Source organism: Chitinophaga sp. SYP-B3965, assembly GCF_009647655.1.
GTDB lineage: Bacteria > Bacteroidota > Bacteroidia > Chitinophagales > Chitinophagaceae > Chitinophaga.
Genome location: NZ_WJFD01000003.1, coordinates 294516 through 320369 on the forward strand (window position 1 = coordinate 294516; position 25854 = coordinate 320369).

The 25854-nt window shown below is 44.8% G+C and carries 25 protein-coding genes; 8 read left to right on the top strand and 17 right to left on the bottom strand.

Features of this window, described 5'->3' with window-relative positions:
• Window positions 1–3: 3 nt before the first annotated feature.
• The 7 genes from GFS24_RS18980 to GFS24_RS19010 form a co-directional block, all read right to left on the bottom strand.
• Window positions 4–408: a DUF1579 family protein gene (locus GFS24_RS18980; protein WP_153662112.1), complete on the bottom strand. Its 405-nt coding sequence runs from the start codon at window positions 406–408 to the stop codon at window positions 4–6.
• Window positions 405–944 (bottom strand): SRPBCC family protein, encoded by a 540-nt coding sequence (locus GFS24_RS18985; protein ID WP_153662114.1) that lies wholly within the window; start codon window positions 942–944, stop codon window positions 405–407. Before GFS24_RS18985 ends, GFS24_RS18980 begins: the two co-directional genes overlap by 4 nt.
• Window positions 945–984: 40 nt before the next feature.
• Window positions 985–1371: an SRPBCC family protein gene (locus GFS24_RS18990; RefSeq protein WP_153662116.1), complete on the bottom strand. Its 387-nt coding sequence runs from the start codon at window positions 1369–1371 to the stop codon at window positions 985–987.
• 104 nt (window positions 1372–1475) lie between these two features.
• On the bottom strand, window positions 1476–2162 hold the full coding sequence (locus GFS24_RS18995) for a helix-turn-helix domain-containing protein (RefSeq protein WP_153662118.1): 687 nt from the start codon (window positions 2160–2162) through the stop codon (window positions 1476–1478).
• A gap of 20 nt (window positions 2163–2182) precedes the next feature.
• Window positions 2183–2857, bottom strand: coding sequence for a nucleotidyl transferase AbiEii/AbiGii toxin family protein (locus tag GFS24_RS19000; protein ID WP_153662120.1), 675 nt, complete (start codon window positions 2855–2857; stop codon window positions 2183–2185).
• Window positions 2850–3371, bottom strand: coding sequence for a hypothetical protein (locus GFS24_RS19005; protein WP_153662122.1), 522 nt, complete (start codon window positions 3369–3371; stop codon window positions 2850–2852). The genes GFS24_RS19000 and GFS24_RS19005 overlap by 8 nt, the downstream gene beginning before the upstream one ends.
• 67 nt (window positions 3372–3438) lie before the next feature.
• Entirely contained in the window at window positions 3439–4041 is a 603-nt protein-coding gene (locus GFS24_RS19010) for a 2OG-Fe(II) oxygenase (protein WP_153662125.1), read from the bottom strand.
• Between the two features lie 73 nt (window positions 4042–4114).
• Here GFS24_RS19010 and GFS24_RS19015 point away from each other — a divergent pair, with 73 nt between their 5' ends.
• Window positions 4115–6178 (top strand): M48 family metalloprotease, encoded by a 2064-nt coding sequence (locus GFS24_RS19015; protein WP_153662127.1) that lies wholly within the window; start codon window positions 4115–4117, stop codon window positions 6176–6178.
• On the opposite strand, the gene GFS24_RS19020 is transcribed toward GFS24_RS19015, so the two are convergent.
• A complete protein-coding gene (locus GFS24_RS19020; RefSeq protein WP_153662129.1) occupies window positions 6175–8169 on the bottom strand; it encodes a putative porin in 1995 nt (664 codons plus the stop codon). The two genes, GFS24_RS19015 and GFS24_RS19020, sit on opposite strands and share 4 nt — an antisense overlap.
• Window positions 8170–8199: 30 nt before the next feature.
• Entirely contained in the window at window positions 8200–9012 is an 813-nt protein-coding gene (locus GFS24_RS19025; protein ID WP_153662131.1) for a purine-nucleoside phosphorylase, read from the bottom strand.
• A gap of 116 nt (window positions 9013–9128) precedes the next feature.
• Between GFS24_RS19025 and sucC the strand changes: the two genes are divergently transcribed.
• The 5 genes from sucC to GFS24_RS19050 all read left to right on the top strand — a co-directional run bounded on the left by sucC (window position 9129) and on the right by GFS24_RS19050 (window position 14676).
• A complete protein-coding gene (sucC, locus tag GFS24_RS19030; RefSeq protein ID WP_153662133.1) occupies window positions 9129–10343 on the top strand; it encodes an ADP-forming succinate--CoA ligase subunit beta in 1215 nt (404 codons plus the stop codon).
• A 99-nt stretch (window positions 10344–10442) separates the two neighbouring features.
• Window positions 10443–11054 (top strand): hypothetical protein, encoded by a 612-nt coding sequence (locus GFS24_RS19035; RefSeq protein ID WP_153662135.1) that lies wholly within the window; start codon window positions 10443–10445, stop codon window positions 11052–11054.
• Between the two features lie 106 nt (window positions 11055–11160).
• Window positions 11161–12186, top strand: a complete 1026-nt coding sequence (locus GFS24_RS19040; RefSeq protein ID WP_153662137.1) for a DUF4407 domain-containing protein — start codon at window positions 11161–11163, stop codon at window positions 12184–12186.
• A 63-nt stretch (window positions 12187–12249) separates the two neighbouring features.
• Window positions 12250–14157 carry a DUF4139 domain-containing protein gene (locus GFS24_RS19045; protein WP_153662139.1) on the top strand — a complete coding sequence of 636 codons (1908 nt, stop codon included), beginning with the start codon at window positions 12250–12252 and terminating at the stop codon, window positions 14155–14157.
• Window positions 14158–14268: 111 nt separating this feature from the next.
• Window positions 14269–14676, top strand: coding sequence for an OsmC family protein (locus tag GFS24_RS19050; protein WP_153662141.1), 408 nt, complete (start codon window positions 14269–14271; stop codon window positions 14674–14676).
• 5 nt (window positions 14677–14681) lie between these two features.
• Here the strand turns inward: GFS24_RS19050 and GFS24_RS19055 are convergent, their stop codons facing one another.
• The 5 genes from GFS24_RS19055 to GFS24_RS19075 form a co-directional block, all read right to left on the bottom strand.
• Complete coding sequence (locus GFS24_RS19055; protein ID WP_153662143.1) at window positions 14682–15302, bottom strand: SprT-like domain-containing protein; 621 nt, start codon at window positions 15300–15302, stop codon at window positions 14682–14684.
• Between the two features lie 3 nt (window positions 15303–15305).
• Complete coding sequence (locus GFS24_RS19060; RefSeq protein WP_153662145.1) at window positions 15306–15701, bottom strand: hypothetical protein; 396 nt, start codon at window positions 15699–15701, stop codon at window positions 15306–15308.
• Window positions 15691–15996: an AtpZ/AtpI family protein gene (locus GFS24_RS29480; RefSeq protein ID WP_371731186.1), complete on the bottom strand. Its 306-nt coding sequence runs from the start codon at window positions 15994–15996 to the stop codon at window positions 15691–15693. Before GFS24_RS29480 ends, GFS24_RS19060 begins: the two co-directional genes overlap by 11 nt.
• Window positions 15881–16333, bottom strand: coding sequence for a polymer-forming cytoskeletal protein (locus GFS24_RS19070; protein WP_216647450.1), 453 nt, complete (start codon window positions 16331–16333; stop codon window positions 15881–15883). Before GFS24_RS19070 ends, GFS24_RS29480 begins: the two co-directional genes overlap by 116 nt.
• A 121-nt stretch (window positions 16334–16454) precedes the next feature.
• Window positions 16455–16847, bottom strand: coding sequence for a hypothetical protein (locus GFS24_RS19075; protein WP_153662149.1), 393 nt, complete (start codon window positions 16845–16847; stop codon window positions 16455–16457).
• Between the two features lie 261 nt (window positions 16848–17108).
• Between GFS24_RS19075 and GFS24_RS19080 the strand changes: the two genes are divergently transcribed.
• Both GFS24_RS19080 and GFS24_RS19085 read left to right on the top strand, forming a co-directional pair.
• A complete protein-coding gene (locus GFS24_RS19080) occupies window positions 17109–20024 on the top strand; it encodes a tetratricopeptide repeat protein (protein WP_173003122.1) in 2916 nt (971 codons plus the stop codon).
• A 120-nt stretch (window positions 20025–20144) separates the two neighbouring features.
• The gene (locus GFS24_RS19085) at window positions 20145–22544 is read left to right on the top strand and encodes a transglycosylase domain-containing protein (protein WP_153662153.1); all 2400 of its coding nucleotides are present in this window, start codon (window positions 20145–20147) and stop codon (window positions 22542–22544) included.
• A gap of 99 nt (window positions 22545–22643) precedes the next feature.
• On the opposite strand, the gene GFS24_RS19090 is transcribed toward GFS24_RS19085, so the two are convergent.
• The 3 genes from GFS24_RS19090 to yidC form a co-directional block, all read right to left on the bottom strand.
• Window positions 22644–22829: a hypothetical protein gene (locus GFS24_RS19090; protein ID WP_153662155.1), complete on the bottom strand. Its 186-nt coding sequence runs from the start codon at window positions 22827–22829 to the stop codon at window positions 22644–22646.
• Between the two features lie 105 nt (window positions 22830–22934).
• The gene (locus GFS24_RS19095) at window positions 22935–23867 is read right to left on the bottom strand and encodes a M20/M25/M40 family metallo-hydrolase (protein WP_153662157.1); all 933 of its coding nucleotides are present in this window, start codon (window positions 23865–23867) and stop codon (window positions 22935–22937) included.
• 51 nt (window positions 23868–23918) lie between these two features.
• Window positions 23919–25754 carry a membrane protein insertase YidC gene (gene yidC / locus GFS24_RS19100; protein WP_153662158.1) on the bottom strand — a complete coding sequence of 612 codons (1836 nt, stop codon included), beginning with the start codon at window positions 25752–25754 and terminating at the stop codon, window positions 23919–23921.
• Window positions 25755–25854: the final 100 nt, after the last annotated feature.

A 25854-nucleotide genomic window follows, 5' to 3' on the forward strand; every position in this document is an offset into this window, starting at 1 on the left:
AAGTTACGATATTTTTGTGAGCTTAACGTCCATGATGGGGGCCCAGGACTTTCCGTCTTCGGAGCCTTCCCAGGTGCCGGAAATTACATTCCCGTTCTCACTGAAGGTAAAAGTACCCCGCTCCTTTTCTCCTGTGAACGTCCAGGCACCGTTATGTTCCGTGGCCTGGCTTACGGTGTTGTTTCCCTGGTTATCGTAGAAATGCATGGGGTATTTACCGGTGGCCGCATCGTAGCCGATCATTTCAAGGCCGATCGTTTCCTGGCTGCCCATGTGTACATTGATCTTGTGTTGGAGGAAATGGCCCCCGGGGAACCATTCATAAGTATCCGTACCGGATATTTTTTCCCCGGTTGTCGTCTGGCCTTCTGTTTTCCAGGTGCCGATGAATGGCTGTAGCTTTTTCATTTTTCAAGGATGGTTTTCAGTTTTGCCAGTCCTTCGTCCAGATCCCTGGACAGCATCTTTTCCAAATTCATGAATAACAGCATGAGGTTCATGGGGTATTTCATCTTACCATTAAATACCCATATCACCCGAGTTTGTTGTTCTCCTACTGCAACATTGGCAATAGATGCATAAGAGGTCCCTTCAAAAGGACGAATAAAACGCAATTCATAATCTATCTTCTCTCCTTCCTGGATCTTAATGATCTCCTGTTCTCCTTTCCCTACCTGTTTATTTTCACTGTCCCAGGTTGAAACAAAACCCACGGTACCGTCTGTTCCTCTATATTCCTTTTTCATGTTGGGGTCTATCAATGCCCACTTGATAAAATTGTTATGATTACGCAGTAATCTCAGGTAATCATATACAACGGTTTTAGGTTTATTGATGACCACTACGCGTTCGATAGTGTATTCTTTCTTAATGAACAGTGCAATGATCAGCAGCAGGAGGATAATACCGATGAGGATAGTAAAAGCAGTAATTAAGATGCTCATTCTTTTGGTGGTTTTGTGAAATTTACTGCTTTTTCGGGAATTAATTCCGTTCTATGACCTCCTTTATCGTCTGCAGGTCTTTTTGCACGGCGCCCATATCCCTTTTAAATTCATCGTCCGTCATTTCTGGTAACCTGAACAGGGTGAACACTACTTCGCTTGTTCCATCATGATCCAGCACCCTTATGGGAATATATACTTCTTTGGCGCCGGGTTTTGCACGTACGTAATGGTCCGCTACCCTGAATTTGTTCTTTTCTACAAAACGTACCCTGGCCTCTCCCCCATTGATCCGCCACACATTTTCAGTTTCCGTTTTTTGTATAGATGTACATAAGCCCGCAGCCCATTGTGGCAGGTTCTCCGCATTTGAAATAAAGGTGTACACTTCGTCCGCATTGCGGTTGATGGAAATACTTAAGTTCATGGTTTGTGTATTAAAAAGAAGGCTCCATAAAAGAATAAGGTGGCTCATTTTAATTGCAAATTTAGGGCCATGCGGGTTCCTCATCTTTGGAAAAAACCGACAATTTACAGCTGTACCGGAGTATGCCCTGTGTACTTCTTGATTTCATGGGTGAGGTGTGCGTGATCGTAGAAGCCATTCATGAAGGCGATGGTTTCGAGGCTTTCTGTATTATGCCTGATCTGGTTGATGACAGCACGGAAACGGATGATGTTGGAGAATGCTTTCGGGCTGATGCCGGTGTATTGCTTGAAACACCTTTCCAGCTGGCGTTCTGTGATGAAATGTTTTTTTGTTAGTGTGCTTATTTTAGATGTTCCGTTTTGCGCGATGATATCTTCAATGATGGGGAGCAAAACATGGTGTTTGTGCTTTTGTTTATCGAGGAAGTATTGATCCAGGTTTCTTACATCTAATAATGATCTCTCAAACTCTATACATTGGTCTGCTGCTTCATGCAGGGGATGGTCATAAAACAAAGCAAAAGCACCGGGTTTGAAACGGATGCCCAACAGATGAGTATCCGGGTGGTTGATGGTTTCGGAGAAGCGGGTCATTGTGCCTATGAGGTATACATTATCCGGGGCGAGGATAGTGTTATCACTGGTTAATGGGGAGCCGAGATTGCAAATGAGATCTACACAACCATCCGGAAGGATGCGGGTGGAGGTTTGGCTTCCGGAGGTTACCGTCCAGTAGGCATCTATGTATGGATGCAGGGCTGGGTGTGGTTTGTATTGGTGGTAGCTCATTTGTGCAAAGATAATTGCATTTAATTTAAACTAAGCGCACTCTTCAACTGAAGGATAACTCCAGTATTATCCGCATCCTCCATATGACCAGAAACTGCTTCTTCAAAATCCGGATGATCTATCATACCGGAAAATTCCTTTTGCAGATAATTACGCACATGTTCAGGGCCATTAAGTAATTGCTGGTCAAAATCATTACAATTCTCGAAGATATACACCATATCTTCAAAATCTTTACTTGCACGCAGATCCTTTCCTCCTCTTGCTCTATGGGCCTCCCACTTTGAAGCGAGGAAATAAGGAAGAGAAAAAATAAGGACCTTTGTTTCAGCATCCAGGTTATGTGTGATAGCATGCCGGAAACCTTCGGGATACCATCTGTTGCTAAATCCCATCACAGGTTCCGTGGGCATGATATCTACGATCATACCTTGTATCCGATACCGGCATATAACCCCAGAAGTAATATCGTTTACAAAACCCATCGCTCTCAAACGTGCATCGATCTCCGCATAATCCTTATATGAGATCAGTTCAATGACTACGTCAACATCTTCCGTAGGGCGAATTGCTTTTGCCACAGCAGGTGCTGTATTATAAAGTGATACGGTTGCTCCTCCAACAAATACATAAGGCTGCCCTATTCCCTTCAATAAATTAGCTACTGCTTTTATGCGCACTATATTTTCATGCATGACTTCTATCGAATATCTGCTTTAATAGTTTTACTGCGTATTCTTTTTCCCTCACCTTTCCCATACGTAATACCTCTACCAGCGCCAGTACATCATACAGATCTTTATCTTCCAATACAGCTTCCACCAAATTAGGATATAACGGAACAACACTTTCTCCTCTTGCCTTTCCTTTCGAAAATGACCATACAACGATATCAGTGATAACAAGGTGATCAGACATTACAGGAGCAGCATATGCTGTTGGTACACCTTTAGTGACCTGGCCTTTAATAGCAGGAAATACGTAAGGCAAACCATGTTGTAAAAATTCCAGGAGCGCCTGGCGGCGAACCTTTTTCTTTGACACATCTAACAAACCTGCAAGTGCAGAACGACTAAGTGAATAACTAATTTCTGCAGGGCTGATCTTTAAGGCTGCGGAGAGGTCTTTATTCAGCCAGCCATCCTCTGAAAGGACGATCTTTAATAATACGGCGATATCATGTGGCCGCATGCCATTATGGTGTTTCATAATAGCAAATATACAACATTATTCACAATTCACAAATTGTGAATAATTACTAAAAACTACATCATTATCAATGAATTGAATCTTTTTTCAACCACCCCGTAATACTCAATCTCACCTTATTCGTCACCAACACCTCATGTTCCATTTCACTGCTCCTGAAAAATACGGTTTTGCCATTTGTTGGGGATATCTGCTGATCTCCTCCTGTACGGGTAATAGATAACTGCCCGCCATCTTCTTCCACCCAATCAACATTCAGGTACATGATCATGGAGTACTGCCGGCTTTCGTTATTGCGGAACTGATCCAGGTGTTTTTTGTAAAAGCTGCCCTCTTCGTATAAAGTATAGTGAAACTCATAACCGGTGATGCCTGTATAACATTCACTGTTGAGATGTAATATAAAAGCATCCATGAGATCGAAGAATTCATTCTCGTAGGGGTCATTATGCGATCTGTCCAGCCAGTAAATAACATCGCTCCGTACTAACTTATCTTTTAGTGCCAGTTCTTTGTTACCAGTTCCGGCAGCAAGCATATTATTTCCATCGTATAGGGTATTCAAATTGTCCTTCAGGTGACCGGCCAGCCGGTCGCTTAAAAAATGGTCTGCTATGCCTACTTTACTTTCTATAAAACTATTGATAAGTGTATCAAAGATCTGTTGCAATAAGGGTGGATTATCCGCTAAAGGTAGATTTAATTAAGGGGAATTATTATATTAGTCTTTTAAACACTATACCATGCCCGCAATTTCCTTATACCCACCCAACCCGTTAAACGTAAGCCCGGAATTGACCGCTCCTGCAGCTTCTTTTAAAAAACAGGTCTTCAAGGTGATCGGCGCCATTTTTCTGTTCTGCCTGGTATACCTGCTGCTATTGGCCTTAGCCGTTGGATTAGCTGCTGCCTGCATTTTTGCGGGGATCTTCCTGATCACTTCCCTGCCGAAATTCATTACGATCCTTATTGGGCTGGGTATTATAGGACTGGGGGTGATGGTGATCATCTTCCTGGTGAAATTTGTATTTGCGAAACAGAATGCAGAGAAACCAGAGCGTTTGCAGGTATTTGAAAATGAACATCCTGCCTTGTTTGCGTTCATCCGGCAATTGACGAAGGATACCAATACGCCCATGCCTAAAAAGATCTTCCTGGTACCGGATGTGAATGCGGCGGTGTTCTATAATTCCAGTTTCTGGAGTATGTTCTTACCAGTGAAGAAAAACCTGGAAATTGGATTGGGGCTGGTGAACGTTTTAAACCTGAGTGAATTCAAAATGGTACTGGCGCATGAGTTCGGGCATTTTTCGCAAAGCAGTATGAAGCTGGGCAGTTATGTTTTTACCATGAACAAAGCGATCTATAATATGCTTTATCAGAATGACGGGTATGATAAAGCTTTGCAGGGCTGGGCTGATATTCATGGCATTTTTGCTATCATGGCGGCTATCACGGTATGGATAGCAAGAGGGATACAAAAAGTATTACGGGATATGTATGGTGTGATCAATCTTCAATACATGAGCCTTTCCCGAGAGATGGAATTTCATGCAGATGCGGTAGCAGTTTCTGTTACCGGCAGCAATATTGCTACTTCCGCCATGCGCAGGATAGAATACGTAGGTCACGGCATGACCTATTGCATCAATAAAACAGGTGAGCTGGCGGAAAAGAATGCCGCCTTACAGAATATGTTTGAGATGCAAAGGGAAGTGAACCTTTATTTCGCCAACGTGCATACGATAGAAGTGGAAAATGGTTTACCCGCGATCTCTAATGAATACCTGGCCTCTTTTACGAACAGCCGTTTAAAATATAAAGATCAGTGGGCTACACATCCTTCTATGGATGAACGGGAAGAACGGTTTCAGGCTGCCCGTGTGGACAATACACCTGATCACAGAAGTCCCTGGATACTCTTTTCTGATCCCGCCGCTTTAGAAGAAAAGATGACACAGCATTACTTTGCGATCAACTATCCGAACGTAGAAGTAAAGGAACGGATGGATAGTGTGACCATGATCCAAAAACTGAAAGAACATAATGGATTATACCAGTTCCCGACAGATTTTAATGAATTCTATGATAACAGAACTTTCCAGAAAATTGAAGAAGGAAGAACGGTTCAAATACCGGCAACATTTGCGGAATTGTATGCGCCTGAAGTGGTGAACCGGGTAAAAAGATACTTCCGTAACCAAATAGATCTCGCATACCTGAAAGCTATTGAGCGTAAAGAACTGGATGTGAAATATTTTCAGTTCGACCAATCTCATTACAACAGGAAGGAAGCGGAAAAAGTAATTACTGATCTTGAGAAAGAAGTAAATGAGGGAGGTGAATGGTTGATGGACATTGATTATGCTGCCTACTTATTTCATCTGCAAAAGGATGCTGATCTTTCCAAAGTTTATGCTGAGATCGTTGCTTTGCAAGAAGAAAAAACAGCTTTTGAAGCCATCTCTGAGAAGATCACTAACCGGATCTCTTATATCTACCGGGTACAGCAATTTACGATTGAAGGATTACGTAGTGAACTGGGTGCTTTGAAAGATGAAGAACAGCCTTTTAAAGATCACCTGGATAAACTGCTGAGAAGCGGGATCGTAGTACCGGCTATTGATGATACTTTCCAAACAGATGCCAGTGCTTTCCTGGAGAAGTCCATCTCTTATATTGTTGACGACCAGGCACGGGGCACTGAAATAGTGGCCTTGTTCAATCTCTGCCATCGCACGATGGAGTGTTTTGACAGAGGCATCATCCTTAAGAAGAAAGCCTACCTTGAAAGAATATTAAATTAATTGATGAACCACCAGCGTAAACCCACCCTGAGAGAAAAATCATTGCTGGGGTAAAGTGGTGCGAAGAAATTCTGATCCCATAAGAAGGTATTCAGGTTCTCTGCCCTTACATAAGCTGTAAAGGATTTGATCCTGAAATGCACGAAGGCAGCCAGGTCCGGGTACACTTTTCTTTGAATACTATCCTGGTAAGTGAACTGGCCCAGCATGGGAGAATAATCATCTGTGTAGTAAGGTGTATTGTATTTACCCTCGAGACCTGTAAAGAGATTCAGGTTTTTAAAGAGGCGTGCATTATATCCTGCTCTTACACGACCCCAGAAAGTAGGGAGTTGAATAGGCGCGCTACCTGCCAGCTGCTGGAATGCCAGGTCAGCAAAGATGGTAAAGCTCTTTACATCAAAACGTTTTTGGCCAACGATCTGCAACAGGTTGAACAGTCCGGTGAACTGATTGCTCTGGGAATAACTTGAAAAATAAGTGTATTTATTAAAGAGATAGTAATTACCCACAATGTTATACTTCAGCTTCGGGTTATCTGAACGCACCTGTAATTGGGTAACGTTCTCTTTCTGTATTGTAGGATTCCGGTACACCTGGCCATGGTCTGTAGCAAAGAAACGGTACACATAAGAAGGTTCCCTGTTTACGTTTGCTCCCATCAGGGTAATGGTACCCAAAGTTCTGTTCAGATAACGGCGCAGGCTTGCACTTACGCTGTAGTCTCCGGCATTTTCACCTAACAGATAGAACTCCCCTTTTGCGGAGAGGTCCCATTTCTGGTTCTTCGTTTTATTCCGGTATTCCCCATGGATCCGGAGGTTCTGGAAAGTGATGCTGGTATTATCTATGAATTCACCAATGATATTATCAAATCCCCCACCTACTTTGATAAAGTGGGCCATGTTACCGCGTATCGGGAATTGGATAAAGGAAAGATCGTTACTCAGTATACGCCACTGGTGACGTGTTAAGACGGTATCTTCAAAACCACTACTGGCTGGTGGATCAAATATTAAACCGTAATGATTCTGATAGAATGTTGTATCCGGATTCCTGTCTATAAACTCATACGTGTTCTGTGTGTACGTGAATGTATGTTGTACACGGAAAACAGGATCGAATTTATACACATCGGTGGTATCGTTTATATGGATGGTATCTCCCTTGCCCCAGTCGTATTGATGCCTGAACAGGAAACTGGCTTCCTGGTAGGAATTCTTTACGGGTATGTTACTATTAAAAATGGAACTGGAAGTGGCGGTGCTTCCTCCCAGGTTGGTGGGGATCAGCCGTAGTTGTGTATTATCGGGATTCTTCAGTTCTGCGGTATCTGTGATCCCTCCATTTTCTCCGCCATTAATCTTATTCAGATAATAGCTCATCAGGATGTGATAGCGTTTATTCTGACTATTATAATTAGCGGTTACTTTATAGTTGTCGTGGTTAGTACTTTGATTCCTGTAATACCCCTGTGAATTTATTTTGCGGTAGGCAAAGGAGAAATTGAATTTCTCTCCCCGGTTCTGGGTATGCATCAGGTTGATCATTTGTTCCTGTTTGCTGCCGATGAGGTATCCCAGTTCTGAATAGGGCCTGTTGGTATTATAGAAACGGGCGTTCTGATGATTGAAGCCATACACATCAAATGCATGAAAACCGGGATCAAAACCGGGTAACATCCTTGGGCTGAAGATGATGTTGCGGGCTGCACTTCCGTTATTACCCAGCGTGAGGTAATTGGCGGGAACTTCCAGGTAGTTGAGGTTAAAATCTATGATAGAGGAATCCAGCATGAAGTCCGTGGGCTCATCCAGGTAGCGGAACCGCAGGGTGAGGGTATCCGGTTCATGGTCGTGTTTGGTGGTATCCCTTTGCATACGGGAATTGCCACCGCCTGCGCCAGTAGGGATACGGCCGGTATTAATTTGTGCCCGCAGGGCGGCGCCGGAACAAACCAGCAAAAGTAAAATAATGGTGAACTGCCTCATTCTGATGATTCGTATATGGCCCGCAATTCTCTACAATTGTTGAACCAATTCGCTGAAAATATATGTTAAATGTGGTTCTGCTGCTTTGGCGGCTGCCAGTACTTCCTCATGGGTGATCACATTTTCCTCTTCCCGTATGCCCAGATCCGTGATCACGCTCATGGCAAAAACCTTTAAACCGCTGTGGATGGCTACGATCACTTCAGGCACGGTACTCATTCCAACGGCATCGCCTCCGATAATATGCATGAACTTGTATTCGGCGCGGGTTTCAAAAGTGGGTCCCTGTACTCCTACGTAAACGCCGGTATGTAAAGATATACCTTTAGCGGCAGCTATACTTTGGGCTTTCGCGATCAGGGTTTTGGCGTAAGGCTCACTCATATCCGGGAAACGGGGGCCCAGCGCATCATTATTTCTGCCTCTGAGGGGATGTTCCGGCTGGAGGTTGATATGATCTGTGATGATCATCAGGTCCCCAACCCGGAAAGCCTTATTCATGCCGCCCGCCGCATTGGAAATGAGGAGGGTGTGGATGCCGAGGGCTTTCATGACCCTCACGGGGAAGGTCACCTGCTGCATGCTGAGGCCTTCATAATAATGAAAGCGGCCGGCCATGGCTACAACGGGACGGCCATTTAGCTTACCCAGTATGAGTTTGCCGGAATGGCCTTCCACTGTGGCGGGTGGAAAGTGAGGGATGTCATTATAAGATATCTCTATCTTATCTGTGATCTCCCCGGCCAGGTTTCCCAGACCGCTGCCCAGGATAATACCCACTTGCGGGGCTTCCTTTGCATATTGTTGTATAAATGTTGTTGCTTCGTTGATCTGTGCAGGCATAGCAAAAATTTATGCCCGGCAAAGTTAATCCTATATTACATATGAACAGCCTCCCCCAAAGAAATCACCTTTCTAAAACATAAAATGCCTATTTTAGCGCCCAAATTTAAACACCGATGAATTTACACGAGTACCAGGCGAAAGAACTGTTGAAAAAATATAACGTACCGGTGCAGGAAGGTATCCCGGTAGATACTCCAGAAGCTGCTGCTGAGGCTTACAAGCAACTGAAAGTTCAGTTCGGCAATGAGTTTTCCGTAGTGAAGGCGCAAATCCACGCTGGTGGTCGTGGTAAAGGCAAAATTGTGGGTACGGAGCAACGTGGCGTAGCGGTAGGAAAGAATGCAGAAGATGTTAAAACCATAGCCGGCAATATCCTTGGCGGTACTTTGGTGACCATACAAACAGGCGAAGCCGGTAAACTGGTGAACAAAGTGCTGGTGGCCCAGGATGTTTACTATCCCGGTCCTAATCCTATCAAGGAATTGTACCTCTCTATCCTGCTGGACAGGGCTAAGGGCACAAACGTGATCATGTATTCTACCGAAGGCGGTATGGATATTGAAGAAGTGGCACACAATACACCCGAAAAGATCTTCAAAGAATGGGTATACCCAGGTGGTAAACTGGAACCTTTCCAGGCCCGTAAGATCGCTTTCAACTTTGGCCTGAGCGGTGAAGCTTTCAAAAACATGGTGAAATTCGTTACCAACCTGTATAATGCATACGTTGGACTGGACGCTGCCATGCTGGAGATCAACCCCCTGTTCAAAACCAGCGATGAAAAGATCATTGCAGTGGATTGCAAACTGAACCTGGATGATAACGCATTACTTCGTCATCCTGACTTAGTAGCCCTGCGCGATACAACAGAAGAAGATGCTACCGAAGTAGAAGCTGGTAAACACAACCTGAACTTTGTGAAACTGGATGGTAACGTAGGTTGTATGGTGAACGGCGCTGGTCTGGCCATGGCTACCATGGATATGATCAAGCTGAGTGGTGGTGAACCCGCCAACTTCCTGGACGTGGGAGGTTCTGCCAACGCACAAACCGTTGAAGCAGGTTTCCGAATCATCCTGAAAGATCCTAAAGTGAAAGCGATCCTCATCAATATCTTTGGTGGTATCGTTCGTTGCGACAGGGTAGCACAGGGTGTTATTGATGCTTACCAATCCATCGGCACCATCAATGTACCCATCATTGTACGTTTGCAAGGTACCAATGCAGAAGAAGCCAAGAAACTGATCGAGGACAGCGGCCTGAAAGTTCAGTCTGCCATCCTGCTGAGTGAAGCGGCTGCACTGGTGAACAAAGCGGTGAGCGCTTAATAACTTAGAGATAATGTTTTGATAATAGGTGGCCGGCATATTTGCCGGCCATTTTTTTTGCGCCTTTCCTTATATTTGGTTTCCATTAAAACCCAATATATGCACCTCCGTATTCTAACTATTGCAGCATCTGCTACCATCCTGCTGGCTTGTAATTCAGGAAAGAAAGGAAATACAGCAGACAGTACTTCTCAAGATACTACTACTGCACCTGCTCCCGCAGCAGCAGCCCCGGTTGCCAAAACATTTGACCTGAATGCTATCCCGGTTTCTGATAAACCGCTGGGCGCATTCCCTTATTTTGAACTGCCGGAAGGATATTATAATTATAACAAGAACAAGGTGGTAGATTTTGATGTGGCCTACTTCTGGGTGGGTGATCATTTTGAAAAACCGGAAGGGAAGATCTTTTATGATTACATCAGGGCAAAAGAAGGAAAGTCTTACAGTGACCTGGAACTGACTAAAAACCTGGATGCGGCGATCACTGGGGCCGGCGGTGTAAAACTGACGGAAATGAAAGTACCGCAGGATTCTGCTACAGCCATCCCTGAAAATAACAAGTTAAAATATCTGACAGGATATGGGTTCATCAGTCATGCCGTGACCACTACCTATCTTATCCGCAGGGCAGATAAGAACATCTGGGCACAGCTCACTCCTTCTGATGATGGCGCGTCCATCTGCTGGATGATATTGGAAACCAAATAACACTTCCGGAGAGTGGAGATTGTGAAAATCCAGTATCTTTGGTTTCCATCCTTCTTACATAAAACATGCATCAGGTTATTGGTCTTATCCTTTAACAAGAATACGCATGTTACGCATCCGCCATTTTTTTCTCATTTGCTCCGGCGCTCACCTGCCGATGTTGAATCGCGCACCTTCAGAACTGAATAAGTATGCAGGTATTGGCGCCACTATTTTCTTTACAGGACTGCTGGCTGCCCTCTCCGGAGGATATGCCCTCTGGACGGTATTTCAGCAACCATGGGCTGCTGTGGTATTTGCGCTTGTCTGGGGCCTGATGATCTTCAACCTGGACAGGTACATTGTTTCCAGCATGAAAAAACGGGACCGCTTCCGGGATGAATTCCTCATGGCCCTGCCACGGATCATCCTTGCCCTCCTGATCGCTATCGTGATCTCCAAACCTTTGGAGCTGCAGATCTTTAATAAAGAGATCCAGGCAGAACTCGTGATCATGGAACAACAGAAATTTAAAGCGCAGGAGGATAAAGTGAAAGAACGTTTCCAGGCCCGCAGTGCAACTGTGAATGCACGTTTGCAAACATTACAGCAGCAGATGACAGTTGAGGCCGCCAGGCGGGATACTTTGCAATTGCTGGCCCAGCAGGAAGCAGATGGAACAGGAGGATCCAAACTCAAAAACCTGGGGCCTATTTACAAAGCCAAAAAAGCGGATGCGGATAGTGCACAGGCAGCATGGGTAGCTTTAAATCAGCAACTTGCAGCAGACAAGGCTGAACTGGCTGGCATAGACGGAGAAATTGCAAGCACCATTGCACAATTGAAACGGGACCAGCTGAACGGATTTGCCTCCCGGCTGGATGCCCTGGGCACCATCACGCAAAACAGTGCGCCCATCCGATGGGCTAACTGGTTCATTATCTTATTATTCATTGCCATTGAAACGGCGCCTGTATTTGTAAAGCTGATCTCTCCCCGCGGGCCTTATGATGATCTGCTGGAACAACATGAATACGGCTTTACTATGCATAATAAAGAAAGGAAAGCCATGCTTACACTGGAAACGGATGAACGTATTGCCGTGCGGACAGGGGAAAGTGAGCATAGAATGAAGAAAGCAGCCTTTTCCTAAAAATATCCGGAGGGGGTTTATGGAATCGGGGGAATTACATCATCCTGTCCATAAATCCCTCGTATGAAAATACATTTATGCGTTGTTCTCTCTTTTATCGGAGCTAACCTTCATGCGCAAACGAAAAAGCAAACTGTTAACGCTACCATTGATAAGGTAACTGTGTTTATGCAGGGAGCACAGGTCACACGTTCCGCCACTACTAATATTCCGGCGGGTACTACTACGCTGGTATTCCCAAATATCTCCCCGGAACTGGAAGAAAAAAGTATCCAGGTACAGGGCAAAGGGGCTTTTACGATCCTCTCTGTTTCCCGCAACAGGAATTACATGGGTGTACAGGCGCCAATTGAAGAAGTGACCCGGCTGCAGCAACAACAATCCCTGCTGGAAGAAAAGCGGCTCCGTGAAAAGAACCGGCTGAAAGTATTTGCACAGGAAGAAGCGATGCTGGGCAAAAACCAGGACCTCCGCGGAACCAATACAGGTCTTAAAACACAAGACCTCCGTGATGCATTGGATTTTCAACGTACACGCCTTACAGAAATACTGGAACAGCAACTGGCCATCGAAAAGAATATCAATACCCTAACGGATCAGATCCACAGGCTGGTATCACAACAGGTTTCACTGATGGCGGTGAAGGACAGTTCTACCAGCGATCTGCTGATCACGGTGATGGCCAAAGAAAATATCAATGGCAAACTCTCGCTTAGTTACCTCGTGAAAAATGCAGGCTGGTATCCTACTTATGAATTAAGAGTAGAGAATATCAGCCAGCCGCTGGAAATGGCATACAAGGCTAATGTGTTTCAGCAATGCGGGGAGGAATGGAAGAACGTGAAGCTGAGTTTATCCAACGGAAATCCTTCAGAGAGTGGGTCAAAGCCGGAATTACAACCCTGGCAGATGAGAACTTTCTATAGCATGCAGGAGTTAGTGAACTCCCGGAGTGGCCAAAAGACAACAGGTAAAAATGAAGCGCGCGGCAGAGTTTTGGATCCGGAGGGCAAACCAATTAATGGTGCTACCATCAGGGTGCCAAATCGTTCTATTGGTACTATTACTAATGAAAATGGCGAGTTTAGTTTGCAAATGCCACAGGATGTGAGTACGCTGGAATTAAATTTCTTAGGGTATGAACCGGAAGAAATAAGGCCCACCGGGAATTTTCAATCTTTTGTGATGAGGCCCAGTAAGTCTACGCTTAATGAAGTAGTGATAACGGGTTATGCAACACAGTATAAAAAAGACCTTACAGGCGCTGTTAGCAGTATCAGGATAAGAGGGACGAACTCAACAGTAGCTCCTGCCCCCAAAGTGCAGGAAACCATCCCGCTATCTGTTAACGCTACTTTTCACACTACCAGTGTGAACTTTGATATTGCCACCAGTTATACCATTTTATCAGATGGCAAACCTTATACTGTTTCTATCAAAGAAATGGAAGTGCCCACGCACTATGAATACCATACTGCGCCAAAACTGGATCCTGCTGCTTATTTGCTGGCAGGTATAACAGACTGGGAAGGATTAAACCTGCTGGAAGGGGAAGCCAGTATTTATTTTGAAGGCACTTACCTGGGAAAATCTTTGCTGAATCTTCAAACTGCTACTGATACTTTATTTGTTTCTTTAGGGAAGGATAAGAACATTGTGATCAACCGCAAGCTGCAAAAGGATTATTCCAAAAATCAATTCTTCGGCAGCAATCAAACGGTAACGCGCAATTACGAGATCAGTGTGAAGAATAATAAACAGGAACCTATTCGTATATTAGTAGAAGATCAGTTACCGATTTCCATACAGCGGGAAATTGAGATCAGCAAAGTAGAATACCCGGGTGCGCGGTTAGATGAAACTACACAGCAGATAACCTGGGACCTGAATATTGCATCTAAGGAAGAGAAGAAAACGAAATTGCAGTATGCAGTGAAGTTTCCAAAAGACAGGATCGTGAACCTGGATTAGCCTTAAAGGCCGTTTTCAAATTTAACTAGTCGCAAATGTTGCCCCCTCGCCCCTGCTGATTGCAGGGGCATTTGTTTTTGTTTATACCCTCAAGTTTCCGTACATTAAACTATGCAAGTACACATCAAAACAATTCACGAAAGCAGCGCTGCGGCTGGATGGGCGGGTCCGCGCAGCCTGGTGATAGATCGTACGCCCAGGGCTGGTGGAATGGGGATCGGTTTTAGCGGGGAAGAACTCTTTATGATGGCTATCGGAGCCAGTATCTGTAATGATCTGTATCGGGAAGCTGCGCTGTGGCAGGTAAACATCCGGCATGTGGAGATCATTGTTAATGGTGACTGGGGTGGTGAACCCACACGCGCCAGTAACATCCGGTACGATATCAGAGTGGAATCTGATGCACCCCGTGAGAAGATCGAAGACCTGATCCGGCATACGGACCAGATTGCGGAAATACCGCATTCATTAAGAGTGGGAGCGGCTGTGAAGTTGAATCATGTGGAAGTGGTACGCTAGTTAATCTACTCACTTACCAGTTCTACCTCATACACCGGGCTGAACAGGTACACTTTTTTAGACGGCACTTCTTCGCAACGATACCGTTTGCGGATCCGTTCTCCTTTTCGGAATACCCTTCCGTCTTTCGTTTTAAATAATTGTCCTAACGGCAGTTGTTCTACCAGGTAATGATTTTCCTTTTGCCTGTCGTACCGTTTTAAAACTCTCATCAAACCTTCGTCTGCGCAGGAACTGGCGCCGGGGTTATGCAAACTTTCTCTTACAGCGCCTTCCACATCTGCAGGCAGATACTGTTTACCTACAAACTGGCGGAGGATCTTGCTGTATTCCTGTTTCCATTCTTTTCCATGGGCAGATACCCTGTTCCCATACACCATGAAAGTAACGAGGTGGGCTATCTCATGCAGTAAAGTGAGGAGGAAGGCATATTTATTCAATCCGCCGTTGATGCTGATGCGGTGGCCTTTTTCCTGGTAAGGATGGCGGTAATCTCCCAATACGCTTTGCCTTTCTCTTGTAATAGTGAGATGCACTTTATATTGGGTAATATAATCTATCACCTGCTCAAAAGTTCCTTCCGGCAGATAACTGGCCAATGCATGTAATGGTGCTTCTTGCTTCAAGCGCTACGATTTCTTTTGCTGTTTGCTGGTACGGAGTAAATGACTGGTCTCGAATACGGTGTATACGAGATAGAAGAACATGAACAGAAAAATAGTGGGTTTGCTTACACGGGTGCGGTTCACGATCACATAGATCGCTATCGCTACTACGCAAAGCATCAGTTTAGCCAACGTAGACGCATAAACAGAACGCACAATGACATTCGGATTATCGCTCGTCATGCCTTTGCGGTTCAGTGAATAACTAATCAGTGTGATAAGTGCCATGACAACATTGCCGGCCACCAGCACTTCGTAATGTACACCCAGCGTCTGGAAAAGCCAGGTCTGTAAGAGAAATAAGGCGGCAGTGATCAAAACGAAAACAACTGCCAGCCAGAGAATAAATTTATCGGTCATGCTTACTGGTATCTTTAACAATCTTCCACAAAAGTAGCGCTAAAGCCAGTAAAGAAAAAATGATCATGAACAGGGGAAATTTCATCCCCAGCCATTGATCCAGCAGGTAGCCCAGCCATAGGGAAATTCCAATGGCTGCCATCATTTGAAATGCAAGTCCGGCGTAGCGGAGGAGCAGGTTATACGGTTTCTTCCTGGAGGACTGTTCTTCCATTTTTAGAATCCGAATGGTTATATGATGGTGAAGAAGCAGGTGCAGCTGGAGCTTCGTTAGGATCCATATAGCAACGACCATTGAATTTCACGGAAGGTTCCATTTCAAAATGTGCTGTGTATATATCTCCTTTGATCAATGCATTGCCTTTCAGGAAGAGTAATTCCTCTACCTTAATGATCCCGGTCACTTTTCCTAAAATATCTGCGCTCTGGCAGACCAAATCACCATTGATCTCACCTTCCGGTCCCACAACGATCTTAGCCTTTGTGGATACCAGTCCGTTCACCTGGCCATCTATACGAATATCTCCCTCGCACGCAATATCTCCGTTGATAGTGGTGCCATTTCCGATGAGGTTGATGTTGGATGTAGGCATGAGCCCCTTGGCATCGCCTTTCTTTGTTTGGTTAAACATAGGTTCGAAGGTTTTCAGTTTTTAAAGAATAATATGGTCAAAATTAATGCGTTGGTAAGATAGATAAATATATTGATATGTGTATTATAATATTATTAAATCTATGGGAGGCTGAAATCCGTTAATAAGTACTGTTGTCTACTTTAGGCACTTTCAGCATATTTGTATCGAGCTGAATATTGCCGCCGATAACGTTCTTCAGGTTATCCAGGTATTGGTCCCTGGTAACGATAGACCTTTCCAGGGAGTCTGCCCGCATCCGGAGTTGCAGAAATTCCTTCCGCTGCTTCAGATCCCCGTAACCGGGAATGTAGTAGCGAAGGGGCGTGAATACCACGGTAGCCACGGTAATGGCCACCAGCAAAACGAAGAGGGTGCTAAGGGCTACATATACGCTCATACGGGACAAGCGGAATGCCGTTACCTCTTCATAGGTATCATCATTCATGATCACCAGCCTGTATTTGTGGTTTAACCTGTCCAGGCTCCTACCTTTGTGTTTGTCGTCCGCCATTGAGTTCAGTTACGAATGATGTATTCTTTTGTTAATGTAAAGATTGAAGAATTTCCCGAAATATCCATTAAAATTCGTAATTGTCATAAAGTTATGCAATAATATGAGTACGCTCTTCCTCTAGGCAAAGAAAAAAATAATCATATCTTTAAAATATTTTTTCCAATTACATAGTTTATATAATAGTTCTTATTGACCCTGGTTAAATACATGAATTGTTCTAGATCCTTATATGTACGCGCTTGTGTGATGAGTTTGGTTATGTGTTCCGGAGCTCTGGCCGTATTTGGGCAAAGCCAGGTTGATAAACCTGTTATCAAAAAGGAAGATCGACGCCCGCCTTCTGAAAAAATGGCCGAAAAGTCCTGGACCATCAAGCGAAAGCTGGTGCAGAACACTGTGACCCGTTATAACTACTATTATCACGCTAAACTCAAGCTGGAGGGGGTGCTCAAAGGCATTAACACCCAACGGCAGGATAATTATAATGTATTCCTCCCCTTCTACCCTTTTTCTGTAGATAAACTCAGCCTGAACGGTTCCGACCTGGATTCTGTGATCCAGAAAGCCTCTGTGGCTGTGCAGATCCACGATCCGCGCAGTAAATGGATAGACGACTGTTACCTGCTGGTAGGCAAGGCCTATTATTATAAAGGCGACTGGCAGGAGGCAAACAATACGTTCAAATACATCAATACCACCTTCGCCCCTAAAAAGAAATCTGAATACAGTACGGTAGTGGGCAGAAGTGAAGATTCCCAGCTGTCCATCGCCTCCCGTGAAAAGGAAAAGAACTGGTTCAACCGTTTCAGGCATAAATCCGCCAGGAATGACGCTTTTCTTTGGCAGGCCAGGGTTTACCTGGAAGAAAAGAAACATGACGAAGCCCAATCCCTCCTGAATATCCTGGAAAGCGATCCTTATTTCCCTCACCGGCTGGAAGGCCAGCTGGCGGAATTACAGGCCTACCGCTTTTACAAACAAGGTCTCTACCGGCAAACAATAGAGCCTTTGCGCCTGGCTATTAAAAAAGGCAAGGGCAACAGGGACGAAAAAGCCCGTATGAGCTATATCCTGGGGCAGCTTTACTTTTCTCAGAATGTGCCGGATTCCGCCATGGATGCATTCCGGAGTGTGATCGCTTACAAACCGGATGCCCTGATGGACTTCAATGCCCGGGTGCAAATAGCCCGTGCCAATGCAAAAGTGAGCGGCGCCAATATGGAACAAAGTCTGGCCGCTTTACAAAAAATGATGCGCAAGGAACGTTTCCAACCCTTCAAGGATGCGCTTTATTATAATATGGCCTCCATCGTTGCCAACGACGATCCCAACAGGGCATTGGAATACCTGCATAAAGCACTGAAGGTGGAAAACCCCAACATGCTGCAGAAAACCCTCACCTTCAAGGCCATCGCGGATATTCATTATTTCCAGAAGGATTATCTCAAGGCACAGCGTTATTACGACAGCACCGCTGCCATCATGGGGCCTGATTTTGAAGATGCCAGCCTGGTGACCACCCGTAAGGATGTACTCACGGAAGTAGCCAAAAGGATCCAGCTGATCCACGATGAAGATAGCTTGCAAAGGATCGCTGCATTACCTGCTGATCAAAGGGAGAAATTGCTGGCCCAGAGAGTGGTTATCATCCGGAATGAAAAAAATGCCCCACCTAAAAAAGGGGAAGATCCACAGCAATTCCAGGCTTATAATAATAACAACCGTTACAACAATCCTTCTTCTCCTAATAGTAACGGGGAAGCAGGAGATTGGTATTTCTATAATGTGGGTAGTAAATCCACAGGATATTCTGAATTTAAACGCCGCTGGGGAAATCGCCAGTTGTCTGATAACTGGCGCAGAAGCCAGGGATCTTCTATTACGCAATCCAATAATAATCAACCGATCACTGATGAATCACCTGCTGCTAATGCAGCGGCGGCCCTTGATCGTTTGCCTGCGGATAGTGTTAATAGTAATGTGTTAGCGGCAAATCTTCCCACCACACCGGAAAAACTGGGAGAATCACGGCTCCGTCAAATGGATGCCTGGTATGAACTGGGTAAGTTATACCATGATAAACTGGAAAATCCGCGGGATGCCATCGCTTCTTATGATTCACTGCTGGCAAAGTTCCCGGATAATCCACGCAAGGCAGAGATCATGTATTCGCTGTATGTATGGCATGAAAAAATGGGCCATACCCAGGAATCTGCACGGTACAAACAAATCGTGCTGAGCCAGTTCAGCGGTACCAATTATGCCAATTACATTCAATTCGGCTTGCCAAAAGATGAAGGTCAGGAACGGAAAAAAGCGGTGAGCGCTATTTATGAATCTGCTTACCTGGCTTATCTCACGGGCAATTATGATACAGTATTTACGTTAAAGAAACAGGCTGATTCCTCTTTTGGATTCAGTTCTTTACAATCCCGTTTTGACCTGCTGGAAGCAATGGCCATTATCAAAACAGGAACGGAAGAAGAGGGTAAGAATGCCATCCAGGCCGTGATCAAAAAATATCCGGGAGATGATGTGATCCTCCGCCAGGCTACGATGATCCAGGATGCGCTGAACAAGAAGAAAGAAGTGGTGGATTATCTGTCGCAATTGCAGGCGGTGCCCCGTGATAGTTCCGGAAACGCTATTGTGGATGAAAATATTTCGATCCGTTACCCATGGCAATCACCCAAACCGGATCTGAAAGATTCTGTTGCGGTGGTACCAAAACCAGCTACGGATTCAGTTGCTACTGCTGTTGCACCTCCTCCCCCTCCGGTTACACCTTATAAACTGGGAGACGAGAAAGCAGCCAATCCGCATTTTGTGGTGATGTATTTTACCCGGGTATCCAAAGTGCTTGTAGATGAGGCACTTGCGCAGTTCTCGAAATACAATGCGGAAAAACATGTGGCGGATAAAGTGGAAACCAGCAGTTTTGTGCTCACACCCACAGAGATCATGATCATTTTCCGGTTATTCCCGTCTGAGGATAAAGCGCTGGATTATTTTGACGAGATCTCTAAAACAGCTGCTGCTGTGATCATTCCGCGGATTAAACCTACTGAGTATAAATTCTTTATCATATCAAGAGAAAACTTCATTCTTCTCAACAATACAAAGGACATAGAGGGCTACAAGAAATTCTTTAATACGAACTACATAACGGAATAATATTTGCACTACTTACCTGCACCACGCCCAATGAAGGAAAAAACCTCATTGGGCAAGGCCTATGAAAGCCGGGGAATTTGAATAATTTTGCACTACAGACTGTTTCACACAATTTAACATATGAAGAAATCCGTAAAAATATTATGGTGGATATTTGGGGGAGGGCTCGCTTTCCTTCTAATCCTTATTATACTCATCAATCTCCGCCTCATTGGAAATATGCCCAGCATTGAGGAACTGGAGAACCCCAGAACAGCCCTTGCCTCCCAGGTACTTGCGGAGGATGGCACTATTATGGGGAAATATCTCCAGGTAGACCGTTCTAACATTGACTATAAGGATATCTCCAAAAACGTGATCAACGCCCTCCTGGCTACGGAAGACCGTGGTTTTTACGACCACTCTGGTATTTCTGCCAAAGGCACGGTGGCCATCCCCTTCTATCTCATGATAGGGAAGAAAAGAGGGTCCAGTACCATCACACAACAGCTGGCACTCAACCTGCAGGCGGATGCTGATGGCAAACAAAGAGCACGTAATTTCATTGCACGGGCATTCCAGAAATTACCGGAATGGATCATCTCCATCAAACTGGAAAGGAATTTTACCAAAGAAGAGATCATCACGCTTTACCTGAACACGGTTACTTTCGGGGACAATGTATATGGTATTGAAAATGGTGCCCGCACTTTCTTTAGTAAAGATCCCAGCCGTTTGTCCATCGAAGAAGCTGCCATGTTGGTGGGTATGCTGAAAGGCCCCTCTCAGTTCAATCCCAGGAGAAATCCTCAAATGGCGCGTGACAGAAGGAATACGGTGATAGAGAACATGATCGATGAAGGATACCTCACCAAAGCAGAAGGAGAAGCTGCCAAAAATCGCCCGATCGTATTACGCTATAATAAAATAGACCACAATAAAGGACTCGCTCCTTACTTCCGTGAAGTACTGAGAGCTGAATTGAAGACCTGGTGTAAAGAACATAAAAAAGCAGACGGCACAGAATACAATCTCTACCGCGATGGCCTGAAGATCTATACTACCATCAATCCCCGGATGCAATTGTATGCGGAGGAAGCTGTAGCCAAACATCTGAAAGACCTGCAGAAATCTTTCGCCCAGCAGTCTAATATCAAGTCCGGCAAAGTGTGGGAGAAAAGACAAAAAGACCTGGAAGGCTTCATGAAGGAATCCGATCGTTACAAACAAATGAAGGAAGATGAAGCCACAGATGAAGAGATCAAAAAGGCTTTCAGTACACCTACCAAAATGAAGGCATTCTCCTGGCGTAGCTTTACCGATCGTGATCTGAATGAGATCGATACGGTGATGACGCCCATGGATTCCATCAAATACATGCGTGCTATCCTGCAGGCGGGTTTCATGGCTATGGATCCTGAAAGCGGAGAAGTGAAAGCATGGGTGGGTGGTCCGGATTTCCGTTATTTTAAAAATGATCACGTTGCTAAAACCAAACGCCAGGTTGGTTCTACTTTCAAACCATTCCTCTATTGCTTTGCATTGATGAATGGCATCGGTCCTAATACGATGCTGCCTAATGAACCTGTTACTATCGGTAACTGGACGGTGAGCCGGAACTCTGAAGGAAGTGTGGGTGGTTCTATTTCCATGGCAGGTGCGCTGGCTAAGTCCCTCAACCTGGTGAGTGTTTACCTCATCAAACAAATGGGCGCTAAAGCCTTTGCGGACTTTGCACAGAACAAGATCGGCTTTGAAGGTAAGATCCCTGAATATCCTTCTATTGCATTGGGTACGCCGGAGCTTTCTCTCTTTGAAATGCTGCGTGCTTATACTATGTTCCCTGCAAGAGGGGTGATCACCAAACCTATTTATATTACCCGTATTGAAGATCGTAATGGTAATATCCTGGAAACTTCTGTTCCTGAAAAAAGAGAAGTGATCAGTGAAACGGATTCTTACACTATGGTGAAAATGATGGAAGGCGTAACGGCTCCTGGCGGCACAGGTGCAAGGTTGCGTTTCCGTTTTAATATTCCGGGAGAGATCGGTGGTAAGACGGGGACTACGAATGATAATACGGATGGTTGGTTCCTGGGTTATACGCCACAGTTACTGGCTGGTGCATGGGTTGGTTGCGAAAATAACTATCTCCGTTTTTCCAGTACTGCTTTAGGGCAGGGTGCTAATACGGGTTTGCCTATCTGGGCTTATTTCATGCAAAAAGTATATGCTGATAAAACACTGGGAGTAGATCCTAATTCTACTTTCCCTATTCCGGCTAACCTGCATAATGACCTCTACTTTAATTATGATTCTAATGTACAGCCGGGTGCAGAAGCGGAAGATGTTGGGAATGGGGCTGCTACGGATTATGAGCCGGCAGTGGATGTGGGGGATTATGGAGAACCTACTGAGCCTGCTAAGAAAGAAGATCCTGCGAAGAAAGAAGAACCTGTTAAGCAACCGGTGAAAGAGCCGGCTACGACTCCGAAGGATCCTAAGGCGTTGATGCCGCCGAAGCCGAAGAAGGATAATTAGAGAGTTTGCCGCGCAGCAAAGGGCGGAGGGTTGTGTGTTTCTCTAAAAAATATATGACCAAATAAAAAAGCGTTCCGGTTGGAACGCTTTTTTATTTGGTCATATATACACCGGTGGAATATTCGTTGGCATAGATGTCGGTAGATTGGGGAGTTTGGGCAATTCTGCTTCCATGATATCGGATGGAAATTCGTTAACATCAATAATATCTCCACCCCTGATCTCACTCATTTGTGTGGTGGTTAGCAATTGCAGTTCACTGTTGATGTGTAACTCATTTTTCATGTACGTAAGTGTTTAAATGACGGCCTACTCTATTTTAGCTTTTCGGCATCCGCTGCTTACGTACTAACCATTTTGAAAATAAAATGGTTGTTATTCTCCCGTTAATCATTTCTTTTCTTCCTCTCCTTTATATGACAATTTCTTTTCCTTCATCGCATTATTGATAAGCTGGATACCGATCTCCAGGATACCTGCTTCTTCTTTCGCTTTGAGTTTATCGATATCATCTGTGGGTTTATGGTAGTCGTCATGACCACCGGTGTGGAAGAATAATACAGGTACACCTGCTACATAAAAACTATGATGATCTGATCCGCCTTTACCGGCTGCATCTGTAAAGAACTTTACACCATCCCCTTTCACATCTTTAAAAATGGCCGGCCATTCTTCTGCACTGCCGTAACCACCAATTCCAACACCACGATCCGCATTGTATCGTCCTATCATATCCATGTTCAGCATGAAATGTACATTGTACAGCGAATCAACCGGATTCTTTGTGTAGTATTTTGAACCTTGTAATCCCAGCTCTTCTCCGCCAAAAGCGATGAACATAAAATTGAATGGTTCCTTCTGATCATTCTGTGTGTAATACCGCGCCAGTTCCAGTAAACCGGCTACACCGGATGCATTATCATCTGCTCCGTTATGGATCTCTCCGATGGGATATTTCCCATCAAACAAACCAGCCCGGCCGAGGTGATCATAATGCGCGCCAATGATAATGGTGTAGGGCGCTCCATTGTCCAGCCAGCCGATCACATTCCTGCTGGCGACATTTAAATGTTTGCCGCGGTTAAAGGTAAAGGGCTGATAATACTTGCCGTTGAAACCAGGCTCCAGGCCTAAGGATGCGAATTGCTTCGCCACAAACTTACTTGCTTTCTCTCCTCCTTTTTCTCCTGTACCACGTCCTTTCAGTTTATCGGAAGCGAGATAACTTACTGTTTTGGTGATGCGCGCTGCAGATGGCATATAAGTTTGCGCATAACTGCCGATGCCTGTTAATAATAAACCTGCTAATAGAATAACTCTCATGTGTTCACTGTTAATAAAAAGGCCCCAGTTTCGTGGGGCCTTTCGGATATTTTATTTCTTCTTTGTTTTGTCTTTCTGCATGTCCTGCTGGCGCTTTTGCATTTCTTCCAGTTTGCCTGCCCATGCGGACTGTTTCTTCGGCTTCAATTTATTCTCCTGGATCTTTTTATGGATCTTATCATGGTTGATCACAAACGTCTGGATCACCCATTGCAGCAGGATACTGATCACGTTACTCAGGAAGTAGTAATAAGTAAGGGCCGCTGCCAGTTTGTTGAAGATACCAAGCAACATTACCGGGAATACATAAGGCATGTATTTCATTACGGGGTTGCTTTGATCTGTCATGCCGCGATTATAGAAAGCGAGGATCAAACTGGTGATGGTCATCAGGATGGTGAACAAACTGATGTGATCTCCATAGAAAGGAATATTAACTCCAAAGTTGAAGATGGAATCGTAGGTGGACAGGTCTTTTGCCCATAGGAAACTTTCTTGTCTCAACTCAATGGAAGAGGGGAAGAAAGAGTACATGGCTACGAGGATGGGCAATTGCATCAGGGCGGGTAAACAACCTCCCAGTGGGTTCACACCTGCACTGCGGAAGAGTTTCATTTGCTCTACACCAAAAGCCTGCTGATCATCTTTGTATTTAGCACGCAGATCATCCAGTTCCGGTTTCAACACTTTCATTTTTGCAGCAGATACATAACTCTGGTAAGTGAACGGAGCAATGATCAGGCGGATGAAGATGGTGAGGAGGAGAATGATCAGACCATAGTTAGAGGTAAGACTGCCCAGGAAGTTGAACACAGGGATGATGATCCATTTGTTCACATACTTCACGAAGGCAAAGATACCTGTGCCCAGGGGAATGATCTTTTCCAGATCCACATCCATTCTTTTTAAGGTCTGGTAGTGGTTGGGACCGTAATACACTTCCATGGGGAAGCTGTATGCGGCAGCACCATTGTAAGGAATAGCAAGGGTGGACATGTTCTGCCCAACAATGTTACCGCTTTCAGGTACTTTGGTATTGATCTCTGCGGACGCAAAGTTTTCTTTGCGGGCCAGCAGGGTGATGTTGAAGAATTGTTGCTTGAAGCTCACCCACTGGATCGGTTTATCCAGTTTTTCCTGGCTACGGTTAGTGAGGGTGAAATAATCATGGTCCTTATTGGCAAAGCGATAATGTATCTGGTTATTTAAACGCTCCGTTTCCATGTTATGCTCCTGGCGGTCTGCCTGGCTGTTCCACTGGAAGTTGATATTCCCTTTTGGCAATACGTTCTGCATGCCAATGAGGTTAATGGTATAATCGATCAGGTAGCTGTCTGCCTTCAGGGTATATACATATTCCAGGTATTGGCTGGCGCTGGTGCCTAAACGGTAGCTGATGGTTTGACTGCCATCTGCGTTCTTTTTTATTTCCTGCGGGGTAAAGTAAGCATCTGAAGTGTTGAGCGATTGATTATTCGCTAAAGGTATTTTCAGACCCATCCTGTTAAAGGAACCTTGTTGCAGGAACAGGGGTTTACCATCAGAGGTTTTAAAATCAAGCAATTGAATGGTAGCAGGTTCCCCACCTTTATTGCTAAAAGTGATCTTTACCAGTTTGTTTTCCAGTACCTGCTGTTGTTCTGTTCCACTGGCTGCTGCTGCAAAAGGACCATATTCTTTTTCCAGTTGGGCTGAATCCAATACTGGACTGGCGCCGGTGGAATCAATTACTTTGGCCTGTTGTTCCTTGGGCTTATTCAGGTTGGCTATGGAATCCTGACGGGCCTTCTCCAGTTTTGCAGTATTGGTGCTTTGTTGATTCCAGAAAATATATCCTATCAGCAAAGCTCCGAGCAACACAAAACCAATGACCGAATTTCTGTCCATGTCGATTTTAAAATTTAAGGAGCAAAGGTAATATATAAGGCAGCATTATGTACGAATTCCGGCAGATGAATTGTTAAAGTATTCATCTGCCGGAATTCAG